Annotated in this window: 14 protein-coding genes; 7 read left to right on the top strand and 7 right to left on the bottom strand. The window is 66.2% G+C overall.

The window, feature by feature from the left end:
- Window positions 1-111 precede the first annotated feature (111 nt).
- From OXG79_09955 to OXG79_09945, 3 genes are all read right to left on the bottom strand, one after another.
- Window positions 112-1,518 carry a HAMP domain-containing sensor histidine kinase gene (locus OXG79_09955; GenBank protein ID MCY3784096.1) on the bottom strand — a complete coding sequence of 469 codons (1,407 nt, stop codon included), beginning with the start codon at window positions 1,516-1,518 and terminating at the stop codon, window positions 112-114.
- Window positions 1,518-2,195 carry a response regulator transcription factor gene (locus OXG79_09950; protein ID MCY3784095.1) on the bottom strand — a complete coding sequence of 226 codons (678 nt, stop codon included), beginning with the start codon at window positions 2,193-2,195 and terminating at the stop codon, window positions 1,518-1,520. Before OXG79_09950 ends, OXG79_09955 begins: the two co-directional genes overlap by 1 nt.
- Window positions 2,196-2,296: 101 nt before the next feature.
- A complete protein-coding gene (locus tag OXG79_09945; protein ID MCY3784094.1) occupies window positions 2,297-3,427 on the bottom strand; it encodes a hypothetical protein in 1,131 nt (376 codons plus the stop codon).
- A gap of 369 nt (window positions 3,428-3,796) precedes the next feature.
- Between OXG79_09945 and OXG79_09940 the strand changes: the two genes are divergently transcribed.
- Window positions 3,797-4,975, top strand: a complete 1,179-nt coding sequence (locus OXG79_09940) for an aminotransferase class V-fold PLP-dependent enzyme (GenBank protein ID MCY3784093.1) — start codon at window positions 3,797-3,799, stop codon at window positions 4,973-4,975.
- Window positions 4,976-5,217: 242 nt separating this feature from the next.
- Complete coding sequence (locus tag OXG79_09935; GenBank protein ID MCY3784092.1) at window positions 5,218-6,891, top strand: hypothetical protein; 1,674 nt, start codon at window positions 5,218-5,220, stop codon at window positions 6,889-6,891.
- A gap of 197 nt (window positions 6,892-7,088) precedes the next feature.
- On the opposite strand, the gene OXG79_09930 is transcribed toward OXG79_09935, so the two are convergent.
- A complete protein-coding gene (locus OXG79_09930) occupies window positions 7,089-8,960 on the bottom strand; it encodes a cache domain-containing protein (GenBank protein MCY3784091.1) in 1,872 nt (623 codons plus the stop codon).
- A 356-nt stretch (window positions 8,961-9,316) separates the two neighbouring features.
- Here OXG79_09930 and OXG79_09925 point away from each other — a divergent pair, with 356 nt between their 5' ends.
- The gene (locus tag OXG79_09925) at window positions 9,317-10,339 is read left to right on the top strand and encodes a membrane dipeptidase (GenBank protein MCY3784090.1); all 1,023 of its coding nucleotides are present in this window, start codon (window positions 9,317-9,319) and stop codon (window positions 10,337-10,339) included.
- A gap of 18 nt (window positions 10,340-10,357) precedes the next feature.
- Here OXG79_09925 and solA read toward each other — a convergent pair whose 3' ends face one another.
- Complete coding sequence (solA, locus tag OXG79_09920) at window positions 10,358-11,500, bottom strand: N-methyl-L-tryptophan oxidase (protein ID MCY3784089.1); 1,143 nt, start codon at window positions 11,498-11,500, stop codon at window positions 10,358-10,360.
- A gap of 492 nt (window positions 11,501-11,992) precedes the next feature.
- Between solA and OXG79_09915 the strand changes: the two genes are divergently transcribed.
- The 4 genes from OXG79_09915 (at window position 11,993) to OXG79_09900 (ending at window position 14,773) form a co-directional block, all read left to right on the top strand.
- Window positions 11,993-12,244: a type II toxin-antitoxin system prevent-host-death family antitoxin gene (locus OXG79_09915; GenBank protein ID MCY3784088.1), complete on the top strand. Its 252-nt coding sequence runs from the start codon at window positions 11,993-11,995 to the stop codon at window positions 12,242-12,244.
- Entirely contained in the window at window positions 12,241-12,645 is a 405-nt protein-coding gene (locus OXG79_09910; protein MCY3784087.1) for a type II toxin-antitoxin system VapC family toxin, read from the top strand. Before OXG79_09915 ends, OXG79_09910 begins: the two co-directional genes overlap by 4 nt.
- A 230-nt stretch (window positions 12,646-12,875) precedes the next feature.
- Window positions 12,876-13,988 carry a M20/M25/M40 family metallo-hydrolase gene (locus OXG79_09905; GenBank protein MCY3784086.1) on the top strand — a complete coding sequence of 371 codons (1,113 nt, stop codon included), beginning with the start codon at window positions 12,876-12,878 and terminating at the stop codon, window positions 13,986-13,988.
- Window positions 13,989-14,011: 23 nt separating this feature from the next.
- Entirely contained in the window at window positions 14,012-14,773 is a 762-nt protein-coding gene (locus OXG79_09900; protein MCY3784085.1) for a sugar phosphate isomerase/epimerase, read from the top strand.
- A 276-nt stretch (window positions 14,774-15,049) separates the two neighbouring features.
- Here the strand turns inward: OXG79_09900 and OXG79_09895 are convergent, their stop codons facing one another.
- The gene (locus tag OXG79_09895) at window positions 15,050-16,222 is read right to left on the bottom strand and encodes an ABC transporter permease (protein MCY3784084.1); all 1,173 of its coding nucleotides are present in this window, start codon (window positions 16,220-16,222) and stop codon (window positions 15,050-15,052) included.
- On the bottom strand, window positions 16,219-17,412 hold the full coding sequence (locus OXG79_09890) for an ABC transporter permease (GenBank protein ID MCY3784083.1): 1,194 nt from the start codon (window positions 17,410-17,412) through the stop codon (window positions 16,219-16,221). The genes OXG79_09895 and OXG79_09890 overlap by 4 nt, the downstream gene beginning before the upstream one ends.
- Between the last annotated feature and the right edge of the window lie 2 nt (window positions 17,413-17,414).

Raw genomic sequence — 17,414 nt, 5'->3', positions numbered from 1 at the left:
GATCCGCCGTTGGTGCGGTGCGATTGAATCCACGGGCTTCGTCACGGACCGTCGCTCAAATGATGTCGGGGCGCGGGCCATCAATCCACGACCAGCGATCGAGGCAGTGGTTTACGTGTTTACGGGAAGGCGAATCGTCGCGGTGACACCGTGTCCGGGCCCCTCGCTTGCCAGGGCGATTTCGCCCCCATGGGCTTCGACGATGGCTCGGGTGATGGCCAATCCCAAACCCGTGCCACCTGCCCCACGACTTCGAGCCTGGTCGGTGCGGTAAAAGCGGTCGAAGACATGGGGCAGGTCCGCCGCCTCGATGCCGATCCCGTCATCGGTGACCGAGATCACCAGCGACTCGTCGCTGTCGAGCTCCGCCCCGAGCACGATGCTTCCGCCGGCGTCGGTGGCATGCAGCGCATTGCTCAGGACGTTTCCCAGTGCCTGGCTCATGCGCATTCGGTCGAGAGCTATTTCCGGAAGGTCGGCGGCTACCTCCAGCGACAGCTTCACCTGTCCAGCCTGCGCTTGCGGCTGCCAGCGGTCCGCCTCGGCGATGACTAGCTCGCGAATCGAGCTTGCCTCGAGCGAAAGCCTCAATTCGCCGTAGTCGGTCTCGGCCAGCCAGCTCAGATCGGTGGCAAGTCCGCGCAGCCGCTCGACTTCCTGGGTGATCTGGTCGGACGCGCACCGGGGCGACTGCAGTCCGTCGCGGAGCCCTTTCGCCTCCAGCTGGATGACGCTCAGCGGCGTGTTCAGCTCATGGGCGACGTCGTTGATGAGTCGCCGGCGAAGCTCCCGCTGCGACTCCAGGGCGGTGGCCATCCGATTGAATGCCGCGCTCATCCGGCCCAACTCGTCCGAGGAGGTGACGGGAATCTGGGCCGCATCTCCCTGGGCAATTCCCTGCGTTGCCTCGGTCAAGGCCCTCACCGGCGCCGTGATTCGCTGGGACCACCAGGCGGCCAGCAGGATGGCCGCGCCGGCCGTCAGCGTTCCTCCAATCAGCGTGATGGCGAGGAGCGTCGCAAGAAAGCCATGTGACTCAGTCGATAGGAACTCGCGATCAACGTCCACGTTGACGTAGCCGACGATCTCGTCTGTCGCGAGGTCGACCACCGGTTCACGACGTCCGTCCAGATTGGGGGCGAGTGTGCCCGGTGCCAGTTCGGACGAGGTGTCGGTCACCACCCGGCCATCGACGTCTGCGACAACAATTCGAATCTGGTCGTGATCGGAAGACCCAAGGTGTTCCCCTCCCCGTTCGTGCGATTGCTCCTGTTGCTGGGCGCCCTGGTAGAGGATCCCGGCCTCGGTGAGCGGCCGGTCCACCGTTTCCCAATCGCCGGCGGCCGTGTATTCCCGGCTCAGATTCTGGGCGAGTTGCTGCGCCCCATCGTCGCCAATCTCGTCGACAAACACTCCGAGACGGGCCTGTGTAGCGAAATACGCCACGCCAATGTTGACGAGGATGGCAAGGATGATCACGGTGACCATCGCCCCCATGATTCGCCAACGCAGCGACACTAGTCGTCCTCCACCACAAACCGGTAGCCGGCGCCGTAGACGGTCTGAATCGGCTGGGCGCCGTCTCGGCTGATCCGCTTCCGGAGGCGCGAGATCTGGCTGTCGATGGCACGGTCGAGCCCCTGGAATCCGTCATTGAGTGCCATCGCGATCAGCTGGTCGCGGGTGAGCACCTGGTTGGGGTGACGCATGAACGTTGAGAGCAGCGCAAACTGCGCTTGACTGAGGGTGACGGGCTGTTCGTTGATTGTCACGCTGCGGGTGGACGCATTCAGGCTGATGTGCCCGCATGTCAAGACCCGCTGCACTCTGCCCTTGACGCGACGCAGCACGGCCTGGGCGCGTGCAATGACCTCCTCGGGATCGAAGGGCTTGACAATGTAGTCGTCGGCTCCGGTTTCCAACCCGGCAATTCGCTCGGCGGGGGCTTCTCGTGCCGTGAGCATGATGATCGGTACGTCCGATTCCCGGCGCAGGATTCGGCACAGCTCCACGCCATCGAGGCGCGGCAGCATCAGATCGAGGATGATCAAGTCCGGAGCCAGATCGCGGGCCAGGTCCAAACCGGCCCTGCCATCAGGCGCAACTTCGGCGAGGTATCCGGCGCGTTCGAAGTACACCTTGACCCAGCGCGCGATCCTCGTGTCGTCTTCGATGATCAAGACCGTGCCGCTCATCACCAATCCCTTAGGGAGTCAAGTCGGAGACGCAGCCTCGATGGACGCGGCGCCTCGCAGAGACTCCGCGTCCACCGTCCGTGGGCTGGCTCCAATGGACTCTAGCCGCCTCTGCCCCCTTCGCCACGGGAGCCGTGCTCGCCGCCGGATCCACCGCGGCCATCGTGCTCGCCGCCCGTATGGCCGCCTTCGCCGCTGCCAACCTCGGCGTGCGCGACCCAGCCGGTGAACGACTCCGGCGTTGACGGCAGGTTGACCGATGCCGCCTGGCCCGGCGCCAGGTCGATCGGGGTCGTCGGACCCAGCTCCGTGCCGTTGGACAGGTGCACTTCGATCCTCACTCGGGTCAACACGCTGTTGGTCGTATTCTCGATCGTGCCCCGGAAGGCATTGCTTGCCGGGTCGTAGTTCAGGATCAGCCGGGCGCCGCCGCGAACCTGGTCGAAGGTCTGGTCCGGCGGCAGGGTATTGGCCCCGCTGCCTTCTTCGCCACCGCCGCCTTCGTCACCACCCTCGCCGCCGGGACCGTGTCCCTCACCGCCGGCGCCTTCACCGCCGCCGCCTCCGGTGTGGGGCACAGGGCCGGCCCCGCCGCAATCGAACACTTCGAGGTGAACGACGTAGCCGTCGAATGCGACTCCCGCGAGGCTCGGCTCGCTGGCCACCGACACGCTGGACGTTGCCTGCTGACCGGGGCTCAGATGCCCGAGCACGTCGGGACCAAGCTCGCCCACCGTTGTCGTCCCGCGCTTCAGGTGCGGTTCCGACTGCACGTAGCAGAGGACCTGCGACAGCGTGTTCTGCACCGTGGCCTGGACCGATTGAGTCGCCGCGTCGTACCGGGCGGAAACCTCCAGCCCGCCGAGCACGCCGGTCCACGGCTGATTGAGCGGGGTAATCGGGCTCGACATCGCGGCTTCCATGGCCGCTTCATTGCCGGCGCCGACCTCGCCGCCGGGACCGTGTCCCTCGCCTCCGGCGCCTTCCGCACCACCTTCACCGGGTGACGGGCCGCCCTTGGCTCCGCCGCCACCCTGCTCCCCTCCGGCGCGACGCTCGCCGGCGGCTTCGCCGCCTGACGGTCCGGCGCCAAGACCTGCCGCTGCGCTGCCGGTCGCCAAGCCGTTGACGGCGCCGGTGGCGCCGCAGCCGATCAGAACGACCGCGCCGAGCAGGACGACCAAGATCGCGCCAGCCGGGATCATTTTCGTCGTCAGTTCTTTGAAGCGCATCTCGTCGCTCCCGCCGTGAAACGTCCTTCACGCTGCTGACGGTAGAGATGAAACATTGCCGAAATTTGTCATCAGTAGCCCCGACAGGCCGACGAGAGAAGCGGAATGGATCGAGCGGAGGAATTTGGGTGCCGGCGGACATTCGCGATATTCGCCGTTGGCTGCGACGCGAATTCAACCGGAGCCTCCAGGCATTCACGTCTGAACTCTTGACGCGTGTGTGTGCCTGGATGCTGGCGTGCGGGTTCGATTTGGGGAACCGCCGCAGCGCCGCCTACTCTGCTGTGGGGATTTAGGAGGAGATACCGCGCAGTGGCAGAATTCGTGAGACACTGGACGCGACCCGATGGCTTGACATAATCGGAACTAATGACTGAAGCCAACGCCTTCATTGAGCTACGCGAGGTGCTGCCGGCCCTGCGCCACTACCGCTGCTTGAACTCCGGCGGCGTGGCGCCCACGCCGCAGGCGACGCTGGATTTGCAGCAAGCCTTCTACGACCGCGAAGCGGTCATGACGACCACGAATCCCGAGCTCTATCAGGTCTACACCGCGGAGCTGGCCGCCCTACGCGGCGAGATTGCGGCGCTAATCGGCGCGGATTCGGACGAGATCGCGCTGATCCGCGCAATCTCCGAGGCCATCTCGTGGGTCGCCGCAGCCCTCGAGTTACAGCGCGGCGACCGAGTGATCCTCACCGCCGAGGAGCACCCAAGCGGCTATTTGCCGTGGCTCACGCTGCGGGATCGCCTGGGTCTGGAGCTGGTCGCCGTCCAGGTCAACGGCGACGACGATGCGTTCCTGCGAGACCTGGAGGCGGCGCTCACGCCCAATACGCGCGCGATCTGTCTCAGCCACGTCACCACCGAGCGCGGGGTTGTGCTGCCGGTTGACGAGGTTTCCGCGTTGGCTCGGGAACGCGGAATTGTGACCGTCGTGGATGCCGCGCAATCCTTCGGCTCCCGCCCAACCGACGTGCGCCTGCTCGATTGCGACGTCATGGCCTTCCCGGCCTTCAAGTGGAGCATGGGGCCCTACGGCATCGGCGCCATGTACGTGCGGCGCGATACTCAGGAACGTCTGCTCCCATCGGGCAGCGGGGGAGGGGCGGTGACCGAGGCCGAATTCCCTCCGGGCAGCTTTGGCTTTCATCCGACGGCCGAGCGCTACGAGTTCGGCGCTCGGCCCTATGCGCTCTACGCCGCCTGGCGCTCCTCGATTCAGCTGGTGAGCGACCTGGGGCTGGAAGCCATACAGCAGCGCTGTGCGGCGACTGCGGCGGATGCCCGCCGAGTCTTCAGCGACATGCCCGGCGCGCAAATCAAGACGCCCGACCAGGGTGCCGCGCGATCGGGAATCTTCACGGTTGGCCTAGAGGGGGCGCCGGGGATGCCGCTGGCCGAGCACTGCCGCAAGACCCACCGCATTCTGTGCCGGGCCGCCTACGGCTATACGGCCGTGCGCTTTTCCTTCCACGCCTTCAACGACGGCTCGGACATCGAGGCCGCTGCGAATGCCCTGGAGGACTTTGCCGGCGTGACCGGGTGAATCGGAGTCCTCGCCAGGAGTGGCGATCGGACGCGGTTGCGAGCAGCCGCGCTCCCGAGCGGTCGTTGGGGCCGCTGGACTGGATGCGGCGAGTGCCATACGCGCGGCGCGCAGGGCTAAACGCTACTGATACGATTCGCCGGAGTTCAGGAAACTCCGTATAGCATTGTGGCCGCTGCGTCACCGTTGACGCACCGAACCGGGTGAACAATATGCGTTACGAGCCGGCGGATAAGCCCCCCTTGCGGCAGGCGATTGGCGCGGCTCTACTTATCTTCATTCCGAATACGATAAGCATCATTCTGCTCACCACGTTCGTCGTCCGAGCGTCCGGCGAATCGGATAGCTACCTCGCCTGGGTCACCTTTACCGGGCTGGCAATCTCCGGCTTGAGCATGATTCTGCACGCCTTCCCGTTTCGCCATTTGGGCTCGGGGGGACTGGTCGTCACGAACCTGAATGTGCCGCTGCTGGCGATGTCGGTGTTGGCGCTTGCCGAAGGCGGTCCGGGCCTGCTGGCAACCCTGGTCATCGCGTCGACGCTCTTGCAGTTCGTCCTTGTCTCGCGCCTCTCGTCGCTGCGGCGAATATTCACGCCTACGGTCAGCGGAATCATCATCATGCTCGTGGCCGTATCCGCCGTTCCATTCATCGTGGACCGGACGATCGCGCAATCCCACGATCAATCGGCGCTCGTCGTCATTCCTGGTGTTGTCGCGCTCGGCGCCGGACTGTGGGGCGCGGTGCAAGCTTCGGCCGCGCGCCGTGTGTGGACGCTGCCAATCGCTGTCGCTGCGGGGTTGGCCGTGGCCATCCCCATGGGACTGTATGACGGTGGGCCGGTGGAGGAGGCTTCCTGGCTGAGCTTTGGCGATCTTGAGTGGCCGCAGTGGGAGTTCGACTTCGGAGTGCGGTTCTGGTCAATGTTGCCGGCGTTCTTGATCGTAAAGCTCACGGCGTTCCTCAAGGTCGTCGGCGATCTTTCGGTCATCAAGCGGGCTTCATTTCGCGAGCCGCGTGCGCTGGACTTCAGGACGATCCAAAGCGGTTTGAACGTGTATGGGGGCACGACGCTGCTCACGGGCCTTCTGGCCACCTTGCCTGTATCCGCACCCTGGTCATCCACCGCCGTGTACATCGGATTCACCGGCATCGCCGCCAGGACCGTCGGAATCTACCTTGGGTTGCTCACGCTATTGATCGCACCGTTCGGAAAGATTATTGCCGCTCTTGCCGCAACGCCGAACTCAGTCGTGAGCGCCGTCTACATCATGGTCTTCGGGCTGCTCTTCATTGAGGGTGCGAAGTGGGTGTTTTCCGGTCCTTTGAACAATAGGAAGTCTGTCATCACGGGCGTATCGCTGGTGCTCGGCCTCTCGGCGGGAAGCATCGGCCAGTTGAGTGAGGGCATTTGGAGTGAGCTGGTCGGGAACACGGTGATCCTCGGCGCGGTGACCGCGATCGTGATGACCGCGGTCACGGAGTTTCGCGGGCTCTGGCCACGCAAGCTGCATGCGGACTTGTCCCACGCGGCCTTGCCGGATATCGGCGCGTTCTTGAATCGCTTTGCGTCACAGAACAAATGGAGCGATTCAGCAACGACGCGCCTCAACCTGGCGGTCGAGGAAGCGGTGCTCACGCTATTGGAGCAGGGCGGCGACGGTGAGGTCGACCACCGGCGCCGGCTGGTGGCCTCGGTGCACGCGGACGGCGACGCCGCCGAGGTTGAGCTGGTGGTCTACTCGCGTGAAGACAGCGACGGCAATATCGAAGATCAACTAGCTCTGGTGAGCGACCACGCCGGATTTGACGACGCGCAGCAACTGTCGACAAGGCTCCTGCGGCACTTCGCGTCGTCGGTCCACCATCGCAAATACCATGGCGTCGACGTGATCACTTGCCGCGTGGAGCAGTAGGCGAGCTACACGCCTGCGGCAGTTGTTGCGGCCGCCAACCTCCCGGAAGGCGACCAGCCTCGCCGCATCTCGGCATTCCGCACCGACTGCCCAATGCGAGTCGGTGCGAAGAAGCGATAGAGCGCCGCGCCAACGGCATTGACCGCCGGCGCGGCGCTCCATCGGACGCCCGATGTCGCCGAGTGTCCGCCTAGGAGCTACTCATCGTCGAAGTACGCCGACCCGAAGATCAGCCCATCGTGTCGAATCACCCACGCGTGCGCCACGCTGCCCGTGCCCTGGGCCGACGGACGCAAGATGTGGAACCAACGTCCCTCCTCGGTCACGCCGGCGATCTGTTCGCCGTAGTTGAAGACCGCGCCGTCGAGCCCGCGCGCCCTCACCAGCTTCACGTCCGTGCCGATCCGCTGCGGCAGCAACGGGTGCACCAGGTAGAGGTCGTTCTCGTCGACCAGGAACAGGAACGACGCGCCGTCAAAGCTCTCTGAGCTGTTGTAGTAGGCAACGGTCGCCTCCAGGCCGTCGGCCTCGTAGCGGTCGATCGCCGCCTGCACGTAGGCCATCGTGTGCGCCTCCGGATCGTCGGCCGCGGGGTAGTAACCCGAGGCAAAGATCCGTCCGTCGTGTCGGATGGCGAAGGTGACCTTGGGGGCTTCCTGCAGCGTCACCGGGTGAGGCCACAGGTACTCGACCCAGATGCCTTCCTCCGTTGCCTCCGCGATCGCCTTGCCCAGCTCGAAGCCGTCGGACCCGACCACGTCCTTGATGTCAGTGCCGATCAGGCGCGGGAAGAGCGGATGGATGAAGTAGATATCGTTCGCATCCATCGCGAACAGGTAGAACTGCCCTTCGAAGGCCGCCGTGCTGTTGTAGAAGTTCGTCATCGACTCCAGGCCGTCGCGCTCGTAGCGCTCGATGGCCTGCTGCACGTACTCGACGGTGTATTCGCGCGGATCCGCGTTGAGCCAAGCCGGTGGCTCTGCCATGGGATCCGGCGTGTAGTAGCCGGAGGCGAAGATCAGACCCTCGTGCCGCACGACCCAGGTGGTCTTCGGCTCCTCCCGACCCGTCACCGGGTTGGGCCACAAGTACTCGACCCAGTGCCCTTCGGCGGTTGCCTTGGCAATCTCGATACCGAGCTCGTAGCCGTTGGATCCCACGACGTCCTTCACGTCCGTGCCGATCAGGCGGGGAAAGATCGGATGGGCGAGATAGATGTCGTCGGCATCCATCAGGAACAGGTACAGCTCGCCGTCAACGCTCTCGCGGCTGTTGTAGAAGTCGATGGTCGCGTCCAGGCCTTCCGTCCGGTAGTGCCCGATGGCGTTGCTCACGTACTCGCGAATGATTCCCGCGAGGTTCGCCCGGACCGAGAAGTGTCCAGATCCAAAGACGACGCCGTCGTGGAGCGCGAAGTAGCTGCGCTTTGAATCTCGCTGGCCGGTCGCGGGATTCGTCTGCAAGTGGTTGATCCACCCGCTATCGGCCACGCCGCGGACCAGCCGCGTCAGCGAGTGAGCGGGTGGCAGCGTCGCCCCAACCAGGTTGCCGAAGATTGGCGCGACCAAGACGGTCAAGCTAGATCGGTCGACCATGAGCAGGGAGCGGCCGTCCTCGATGCTCGCCTCGCTGTTGTAGAAGTCGACGGTGGCCGCCAGGCCGTCCTCGTCGTATTTGGCGATGGCCGCGGAAACATACGCCAGCGTCTGCGCGTCTGCCTCGAGGTCGGCCCCCACGGCGATCGACGCCGGCTCCCACGCGAACCGCTCGATGCTCAGCCGCTGCTGCAGACCCCGCGGACCGATTACCCACGTGCGGTAGCCGTCGGTGAAGCCGGTCCAGTTGGAGGCCTTGTGCCAGACCAGCGTCCCGCCGGTGGTTTGCTGGCGCGTAATCCGGTCGCTCGGATCGTGATTCTCGTTTTCCAGGCAGTCGCCGACGGCGTCCGGAATCGCGGCCTGAAGCGCCTCGAAGCCAAGAACGAACTGGCAATCCGGCTGGCCCGCCGAGACTCGTCCGGCGCCGAACGTCGCGAACGCCATGGCGAGCAACGCCGCGACGGCTGCCACGGCAACCAAGCGAAGCGCCGCCCGGGCGCTTGCTGGCTTGGAAATTTCGGCGACAGACCCCTTTGTCGGCACCATGCTCGAATCCCCTCCGAGCAGCCATCGTACGGCTGCTCTCGCCCGTAGCGGATGCGGGCGCCAGAGTACTACAGATATGGAGTCTCGATTGGTGTTTTCCGGCGAGCGATCGGTGCCGTTTGGGTCCATGCCTCAGCTTGATCCCGGACATCTGCTGGCCTCGCCAGTCCAGCGGAAGCCGGAGACCAGGCGCGCACCGCCCTATCGCCCGGCCCGTCGGAAGCCCGCTATCCTCGCCCACGACGAGCGAAGCGATGCGGCCGACCGGGAAGGAGCACGCCATGACAACCCAACCATGGGTCGCGAGCGCCGCGGCCCGCGGCCTCTTCGACGACGCCGTGGTGATCGACGGTCTCGACACCAGCAACTGGGGCGACGAAAAGATATTCCGCGACTTGCGAGATGGCGGCGTCACGGCCGTCAACGCTACTTGCGCGATCTGGGAGGGATTCGAGGAAGCCCTCGCCAATATCACCGCCTGGCTGCGCTGGTTCGAGGACTATGCCGACTACATCCGACCGGTGCGGCGCGTGGCCGACATTCACGCCGCCAAGGCCGAGGGACGCACCGGCATCATTCTTGGCTGGCAGAACGCGGCCCCGGTGGGCAACGACGTGCGGCGCTTCCGGCTCTTTCACGCGCTCGGTGTGCGTATCGTCCAGTTGACCTACAACGAACGAAATCTCTTCGGCAACGGCTGCTGGGAGCGACACGACGACGGCCTTAGCGTCATCGGCCTGGCGGCAATTCGCGAAATGAACCGCCTCGGCATCCTGATCGACCTCTCGCACGTCGGGGATCGCACGGTGCTGGAGACGATCGAGCACTCCGAGCGGCCGGTGGCCTTCACCCACGCCAACGCGCGGTCCCAGACGGACTATCCGCGCAACAAGACCGACGAGGCGATTCGCGCCCTTACCGGCCGCGGCGGCGTGGTCGGCGCCAACGCGTTTCCCGCTCACCATCGCCACGGCTACGACTCGACGCTGGACGACTACCTGGACGCCATCGACTACCTGGTGGACATGGTCGGCGACGACCAGGTGGCCGTTGGCACCGACTTTTGCATGGGCCGGACGCTGGAGTGGTTCGACTGGATTGGGGCGTCGCACGGCCACGAGCCCTTCCTCTCGTCAGGCGACGTGCCCCAGCCGTTCCGCCTGCTGCAAGGCTTCGCCAACCCGCTGGAGTTCGTCAACGTCGCCGAGGGCCTGCTGCGGCGCGGCTATCGCGAGGACGCGGCGCGCAAGATCCTGGGCGGGAACTGGCTGCGGCTGTTCGGCGAGGTCTGGCGCGACGACTGAGCGCGGGCGGACGTCCGGCTACCAGTGCCCGTCCATGGACACCGGTTCGCGGTCGAGGCGAAAGCGGGTCAGGTCCCAGCGGGTTCGGCCGTAAATGGCCAGGTCCGCCAGGATTTGGCCGATCAAGATCCCGAACTTGAACCCGTGCCCCGAGAATCCCGCCGCCACGATCGCGTTTTCCATATCCGGCAAATGGTCGATCACGAAGTCGGTATCGGGCGTCATCGAATAGATGCAGGTCTTGCTATAGACCACCTCCGCCTCGCTGAGGTCGGGCATGTGGTGGTGCAGAAATGCCCGCAGCTTCGCCAGCGCTTCGGGGTCTTCGTGCTCGCGATCGCGGTCGGGATCGAACCTCGCGCCGATGGTGTCGTCCGCCACTTTCACGCAGCCGCGCCAGTGCACCGGAAAGCCGTAGAAGTTCGTGTCCATTACGAAGAACGGCGGCAGCCGGGGGTAGGAGTAGGCGTCGGTGTCCGGGGGCGTGAGGTAGTGAAGCCGTTCGGCGGTGGACCGAATGGGGATCGGCAAGTCGGGTAGCAGCTTCGGGGTCCACGGTCCGGCGGCAATCACGAAGACCTCGGCTTCGAACGCGCGTCCGTCCCGGGTGACGGCGCGCGCGGTGCGGCCGCCTGGTGCCTGCAACTCCGTGACCTCGGCGCCCGTCTGCAGGTCGGCGCCAAGGTCGGCGGCCGCCTGGGCAAGCGCCTGCGTGACCGGACCCGCGGCGACATAGCCGCCGAGGCCCTCGAGCAGATATCCGGAGTCGACGTTCGTGAATTGGGGATACCGTCGTCGCACTTCGCCCCCGTCGAGCCACCGCGGCTCGTAGCCGAGATCGAGCAGCCCCTCATAGCCCTCCATGAACGGCGCGTTGTCCGGCTGGGCCTGCAACGCGAGGGCGCCCTGCTCGCGATAGAAACTGGCACCCATCCGGCGGTCGAACTCCTTCCAAAGCTCCACCGCGGCGGCGACCATCTCGGTGTAGAGCGTCTGCCCGCGGTACTGATAGCGCACCATGCGGGACTCGTCGGCGGACGACGCCCGCACGTGACCGGGGCTGTATGTGTCCAGCAACGCCACGCGCTTGCCGGCCCGGCTGAGCCAATAGGCCGTCGCGCTGCCCATCACGCCCGCGCCCACGATCACGACGTCGTACATGGTCGGCGCCGCTCAGCCGTCCGCAGCCCAGGGGTCGAGCACATCGATGCTGCAACCTTGGCAATCACTGACCGCTGGCGTGGCCACCGGACGATCAGTCGAACTGTGGCGGACTGCGTATCGGATCGCGGGGCGGCAGCTCGAGTTCGACGCCGCCGAGCGGCGCGAATCGCTCGCGAATGGAACTGGCGAGGTCAGGGGTTGCTGAGAACGCGGCGTCCGGCGACGCCCGCTGAGTGTTCCGGGCCGCCTGGTTGTCGGAGCTGTGGCACCCGGCGACCCGGGGGCGTCGACGCCGCTCCAATCCCTCGTCCGGACTGTTTTCGGTGACGTTGACCTCGCCTAATGCCTGGCGGAACCCCCTGGTCCCGATCCCAAGATTGCATTGCCGTCGCTACCAAGTCCATCACGACAGTCAGATTGCCGCTGCCTCTCGGGTGGCCTCAATGTGATAGCCTCGAATGGTCATAATAACTATATGGCGTGCCCGACGTGCGTGAAGTGCGAGCAACCGATGCCAAGGCGCATCTGGCCGAGATCCTGCGCCAGGTTGAGGCCGGCGAAACCATTGCGATCACACGTCATGGCACGGCGGTTGCCCATCTCACTCCAGTGCCCGTCGGCCAGCGCGCCCGCTGGCGGGAGGCGATGGATCGGTTCATGCAGGCCCGCTCGCAATGGCAACCGACTGGAATGTCGCGTGCCGAGATCCTGGCCGCGCGTCACGCCGGGCATCGCATGTGACAACTCTCGTCCTCGACGCGTCCGTGGCCTGCGATTGGCTTCTGGACGATGAGCTCGATCCACGGGCCGTGCGCGTGGCCGGGCGTGTGTCACAAGACGGGGCGCTGGTGCCGCAGCTTTGGCAGCTTGAGGTGCGAAACGCACTCGTCACCGCCGAGCGCCGCGGCCGCCTGACGGCGCAGGGGATGGCCGACCGCCTGCGTGCGCTGCGGCAACTCCCAGTCGTCACTGACTCCGAGCCCGACCTCGACGCGGTTGTCGCGCTCGCACGTTCGCATCGCATATCGATCTACGACGCCGTCTACCTGGAGCTGGCGCAAAGGCGTCGGGCAGCACTCGCAACCCTCGATGCCGATCTTGTTGCGGCGGCCGCCGCCGCTGAGGTTGCGGTCGTTCCGTGAACCGGCGGCATTGGTGCCACAGAACGTCTCGAATCCCAACACATCGTGAGAGCCCGGCAGCGAAGCGTGCTGAACGGGACTCTTCGCTGGGTGCCGACGCTCGCCGGCGCCTTCGTGCCAGGACTCTGACGGTTGCGGCGCAGGGCCGTACGATGCGCACGCCTTAGCACGTTGAATGCCACACTGCGCGGCATGCGGCCACGCCTCGACACCTGGAGACGAACCTCACGATGACATCGCCAACCGCCCCGGTCGCTGCCGACCACGACCGCTTGCTCAAGATCTTCGTCGACATCCTCAGCGTGGACAGCTATTGGGGCAACGAGGACCGGGTGGTGGCGATCCTGCAGCCGCTGCTGGAGGACGTTGGGGTGGTCTGCTCACGGGACGAGATCGGCAATCTCATCGGCAAGTGGCCGGCCAAGGGCAAGCAGTCCGCGCCGATCATGCTCAATGCGCATATGGACACCGTGCAGCCCACGCCCGGCATGGTGCCGATCGTCAAGGCCGACGCCGTCTACTCCGACGGTTCGAGCGTGCTGGGGGCCGACGACAAGGCCGGCGTGGCTGCCATCGTCGAGGCGGTGCTCGCCGTCCATGACGCGGGAGCGGATCACGGACCCATCGAGCTGGTCTTCACAGTGGGCGAGGACGTGGGCCAGTTCGGCGCGGATGCCTTCGACCCGAACGACATCGAATCGCGCGTGGCATTCGTGCTCGATGCCGGCGGTCCCGTCGGCGATCTCGTCACCCACCAGGCCGGATCATTCGGCTTCGAGGCGGTCTTTCACGGCAGGGCGGCGCACGCCGGCATCGCCGCGGGAGACGGCATCAACGCCATCGCCATGCAGGCGCGGGCGGTGGACAACATGCCGCTGGGCCAGGTCGACGACGTGACCGTGGCCAACGTGGGCGTGGTGTCGGGCGGCCAGGCGGCCAACATCGTGCCGCCGGAGTGCAAGCTCGTCGGCCAGGCGCGCAGTCTCGATCAGGACGCGCTGGAGCGACAGATGGCGACCATGCGCAAGGCCTGCGAGGACGCCGCGGCGGACCTTGGCGGCCGGGTCGACTACACCCAGCGTGGCCGCTTCAAGGCCACGAGCTTTGCCGACGACCACCCAGCCATTCGGTTGGCCGACACCGCCATCGCCGCCGCCGGCCTCACGCCGCGCCACATTTCGACCTACGGCGGCAGCGACGCGCAGAACTTCAACGAAAAGGGCATTGCGACGGCAATCCTGTCGGTCGGGTATCTCGACGTGCACTCCGTGGCCGAGTCGATGCCGCACGACGAGCTGCAACGCCTCACCGATGTGACCGTGCAGCTCATCCTGAACGCGTAGCACATCGGAGAGCTGATATTGCTGTGAAGCTCGCCTACAACACGCTCGAGTGGGGATCGACGCCCGACCTCGCGCGAATGCTCGCGGAGATCAAGCAGACCGGCTGGGACGGGTGGGAGGTGCGGCAGTCGCTCGACTGGCTCGGCTCGGCCGCGCGCGTAGCCGCGATGTCCACGGACGCCGGCCTGCCGGTGGCGGGCGTGTGCGGGCAGGGTTGGGATTTCCACGACGATCCGGTGGTCTTCGAGATCAACTGCCGGCGCATCGAGTTCGCGGCGGACGTCGGCGCGGACGCGTTCGTGATCATGGCGCCGGAGCGTCACGAGAATCGTCCGCCGTCAACCGATGAAATCAACCGCTTCGCCGCTGCGGCCGAGGCGCTGCGGAAGTTTGGCGTCGACCAGGGCACGACCGTCGTGTTCCACTTCCACACCGGGCAACTGGTGCAGACCGAGCGCGAGATTCGTCAGGTCCTGGACGCTGCACCCGAGCTCAAGCTGTGCATCGACGTATCGCACGCGCAGCTCATCGGCTGGGACGCCTGCGAGTGCCTGCGCGAGTTCGGCGGGCGGCTCGCCTATGTCCACCTGCAGGACTACCGCGGCTGGCGCTACGTCAACGTCGGGGCGGGCGACCTGTTTCCCAGCATTCCCGCCATCTTCGACACTCTCGACGAAATCGAGTACGACGGTTGGGTCGTCTGCCACGGCGGGCGGCTCGTCGATCAGCCGCCGCGCGAACGGGCGCGCATCTCGCGCGACTATCTCCGCAGCATCGGGCGATAGGGTTCCCCGCGCGCCAATCAGCGCTCTGCTGGAGACCCCGGCGTAACCCCGCCGTCATTCCCGCGAAGGCGGGAATCCACCCATCAGTGAATCTGGAGGCGGATAGGATTCGCCCGGACATCCGCCGGCTTGGCCGGGTTTTGCAACGGTTGCTGAAGGCGGGAACCCGGCGGCCATTCGAGCTGTGAATCCAAGCGTAGGGGCACCGCATGCGTCGCCCCAAACTCTCAACCCAGCGGTCGTCGCCAGGGGCTACCCGCCTGATAGCCCCTAGTCCTAGCGCGTGAGCACCGCCCGCAGCCGCCAGATCGCCAGTACATAGAACCCCGCGGCGTACCCGAGCAGGATGCCCAGGAACGGCAGCACGTCGCCCACGCCGCCATTGCGGAGGGCCAGGATCTCGAACGCATCCAGTGCCCAGGCGTGCGGCATCACGTGCGCCGCGGTCCATACGGCGGGGGCGAACAGCTCCATCACATAGAGCGGCAACATGCAGCCGCCGAGGGCCGCGGTGCCCAGACCCAGGAACACGCCCACCGGCGCCGCCTGCTGGTCGTTGCTGAAGAGCGCGCCCATGAGCATGGCGGCCCCGCTGCCCACGAGGCCGAAGGCCGCCACGATCAGCAGGGCGCTGAGCGGATCGCCCCAACGAACGCCGAAAATCACCATGGTGCCCAGCATGATGTAGACGCCCTGCACCAGGGCGACGCCGAATCGCCCCAGTCCCTCGCCGAGCAGGATGGTGCGCACGGTCGTGGGCGTGGCGAACATGCGGCGCGCGATGCCCAGCCGCCGCGTCTGCACCAGCGCGGCCGAACCCGCGAGCGAGGTGAGGAACATGAACAGCATCAGCTGCTGCTGCGCCCCGAGATCGAATTGTCCCCAGCTGCGGCGGCCGATGAACGACTCTCCAGCAACCGTCGACACGACTTGCACTCCGGCGGTTTCGCCTGAAACCGCGGCCGCCTGGGCCAGAGCTTGGTCGTAGGGGATTTCGCCCTCCCGGGCAACGAACGCGGCAATGCGCGGCAGCGCGATCTGCTCCGCCAGCAGCGCGTCGACGGTGCGACGCAGGCTCAACGAGTCCTGTCCCGGACGAGCGATGAAGTCGATCTCGACCGTGTCGCCGGCGCGAATGGCATCGTCGTAGTCGGGCGGAAGGATCAATCCGGCCTCCAACTCGCCGCGCTCGACGGCGCCGACCACCGTATCGCGGTCGGTGTGCTGGTGCACCGCGAACTCCTCATGTGCCTCCAGCCCTTCGATCAAGGCGTTCGTGAGATCCCCGGTCCCGGGAGCCACCAGCCCCACGCGCGGTTCGAAGCCGCGGCCAAACACCGAGCCCAGCACCAGGATGAGCAGCATGGGCAGAATCAGGACGAAGAACACGTTGGATCGCTCGCGCGCGAAGCGGTGCAGGTTCGAGGCGGCGATGGCGAGCGCCTTCACGGGTTGAGCCTCCGCCGCAATAGCACGAGCGCGATGCCCGACGTCACGACGGTGAACACGAGCAACGCGGCGACCCCGGGCACGATGTCGCCGAGCGCGCCGCCGGCGAGGTCGCCCAGTCCTTGCAGGAACCACGCGTGCGGCGCGACGAATCGCAGGCTCGCGAGCACGCCGCCGGCTTGATTGATTGGGAAAAACGTCCCGCCGAGGATTCCCAGCACGACGGCGGCGATGGACGAGAACACCGCGCCCTGCTCCGAAGTTCGCGCCAGGGCGCTGACCATGGCCATGACGCCGATCGCCGACGCTGTGGCCGCGACGACCAGCAGCGCGACGCCGACGGGATTGCCCCAATCGGCGCCCAAGATGAAACTGGTGGCCACGATCATGATCAGCATGCTCACCACGCCCAGGCCGAACGCCGTCATTGCCTTGCCGAGGATGATCGACCCCTTCGGCACGGGCGCCGCCAGCAAGCGGCTCAGCGTGCCCGCGTGGCGCTCCTCCAGCAGGCTGTTGACGCCGAATTGCACCGTGAAGAACAGGAAGAACGTGGCCAGGCCGGCGGCGTAGAACGTCGTGCTGTCCAGTTGCTTGATGGTCGCGGATACGTCCTGCACCGAGACCGGGCTGGGTGTGGCCCCAGCCCGCTCCGCGATGGCGGCCGCGTCGACCAGGCGCGCGGGATCCGACGAAATCACGGTTGTCAGCGCGCCCTGCACATAGTCGAGCTGGCGGGCATATTCCTGGACGATTGCCAGGGCAAGGGTTGACGCGAGAGACGCGTTCGCATTCTGGACGACGCGGAGCTCCGCTGGCTGACCGGTCTGCACGCGGGCGGAAAACCCGGCGGGAATGATGATGGCCGCGTCGACATCCTGGTCGGCTCGTTCACCGTCGCCCTCGACGAGGCGTGTGGCCTCCTCCGCGCTCGCCGCGTGCACCAGGTTGACGTTGCCGTCGTCCGCGAGACCGCCGAGCACGCCGTCGACCAGCGGGGCCGCGAGTGGTCCTTGGTCGACGTTGGCCACGGCGAACGTCGCCGTAAAGTCGGCATCGCTGATGGGGTTGAACACGAAGCCGAAAATGGCCGCCAGGCCAAGCGGAGCGACGATGGCAAACACGTAGACCGAGCGGTCGCGGGCGCGCTGCCGCAGGTCCTTTCCGGCGATGACCAGGGCGGACCGCATGC

It is taken from the genome of Chloroflexota bacterium (genome assembly GCA_026706485.1).
Lineage (GTDB): Bacteria > Chloroflexota > UBA11872 > UBA11872 > UBA11872 > JAJECS01.
The sequence above is the reverse complement of the archived record's forward strand: the minus strand, read 5'-3'. Positions and strand labels throughout refer to the sequence as shown.